This is a genomic window from Pseudarthrobacter sp. MDT3-1, from assembly GCF_054510755.1.
The window spans coordinates 1-1613 of the sequence record NZ_JBTNDX010000075.1 but is presented as its reverse complement, the minus strand read 5'-3'; the positions used below and the strand labels follow the sequence as shown (position 1 = coordinate 1613).

Here is a 1613-nt window from a genome sequence, read left to right as displayed (position 1 = left end):
TACTGGCCCTGCCCGGGCCCGCATGGATCAACCAACCCAAGGAAAACACCGAAAAACTAGCAGCCTAACTCCCACTGGTACCGACCGACTTGAAAAATTCCGCCATCCGGCGCCGGGCCGCTGCTGGGCAGAGCCAATGGAGTCATGGTCGTACCCGAGCCCGTCGTTCGGGAAGCCCAAGGACTCTGGGACTGCGGGATTCGAAAGCATGCGCAGACCAGACTCCTGGAGGGCCATCATGATTGATATCTGGATTGCCTGCCCCGGCACTTTGAGTGACTGTCCGACGGAGATATAGGCCATAGCCACTTCCTGCTGCCGCAGGTTGAGCGTCAAGGGTGCCCCACTCGGACCCGAGACAGTCAGAGCTTCCCGGCCGATACCGCTGGATCGGGCGGCACCGACATCACCGGATGAATCCGGCCACACGCACACGTCTGAGGCGTTGGACATTCCGGACCCAAGGAGCGCAAGGGTTCCAGTAAGAACAGCAGCCAACACGATCAGTGCAACCAGAATGCCTGCAGCTATCGACCGCGTAACGACTCCTGCCCGCACCGCCCGCCGAATGCCCATCAGTAGACGATTCTGTCGGCGTCTGTGTAGAAGGCGACGAGCGCGCACCGATCGTAGGGAGCAGACGCTGCCGGCGGACAGTTGGCCACGACGCTCACGGGGACTGTGTAAGGAGCCGATCCCGTATCCGACGTCGAGCGGTCAGTCACGCTGACCGTCACCGTGCACACGTGGAGGCCCTCCCACGGGGCCGGATGCTCCACATAGTTGGCCAGTTCAGCGTCGCATTTGGTTTGCATGAGGTTTGAGGTGCGGTGGGCCTGTCGGGAAGTCAGTTGCACGAAGGCCGCGGCGTCGATGCCCGTTCCTTCGAACTGCGCCGTGTAGACGCTCAGAGGATTCGACCCGTCTTCAAGAACCATCCACCAGCTGCGCACCCGGGCGTAGATCTCGGTGTAGTCTGACGTCCGCGCATCCCAGGTGTAGAGCGCTATGACTGTCGATTCCGATAGTGCCCGGTGGTCGAGCGTATGTGGGCCGTAGTCATGCTTCGGGGCGACGGATATTGACGGCACCGATGGGTGTGCGGTTGACGTTTGAGGCGGAGATTCTGGCGCCGTCACGCGAGTCGCGCTGTCCCGTCGCGGCTCACTGGGAGTCAGCAGAAGCGCAGCAATCACCGTGACGACGGCCAGCAGGCCGCCCGCAAGAATCAGCAACCGCGTGGTTCCGGTTAGTCGTCGAGCAAGAACGGTTGAGCGCTTCATGATGCCCCTTCTTCACCACTTCATGCCGACCATCCGACTACACGACATGACTTTGCTCTGTCACACTCTCCGTAGTTGGGCTGCCATGCGGGAACCAACCATGGGAGCACTGATCTCCACCGCGGCCGCATACAGCCGGCGGACCGTGCCAATCTGCACCTCGACATAGCGCCGACTCACGCCGAAGTCGGCGGCGATGGCGGCAATCACGTCAGCCCGTTCCTCCCTCGGAATTTTTCAAGTCGGTCGGTACCAGTGGGAGTTAGGCTGCTAGTTTTTCGGTGTTTTCCTTGGGTTGGTTGATCCATGCGGGCCCGGGCAGGGCCAGTA

At 61.4% G+C, this 1613-nt stretch carries 2 protein-coding genes; both read right to left on the bottom strand.

Features of this window, described 5'->3' with window-relative positions:
* Window positions 1–575: 575 nt before the first annotated feature.
* Window positions 576–1283, bottom strand: coding sequence for a hypothetical protein (locus ACX80X_RS21165; protein WP_459309552.1), 708 nt, complete (start codon window positions 1281–1283; stop codon window positions 576–578).
* Window positions 1284–1343: 60 nt separating this feature from the next.
* Complete coding sequence (locus ACX80X_RS21160; RefSeq protein WP_459313316.1) at window positions 1344–1493, bottom strand: hypothetical protein; 150 nt, start codon at window positions 1491–1493, stop codon at window positions 1344–1346.
* Window positions 1494–1613 lie beyond the last annotated feature (120 nt).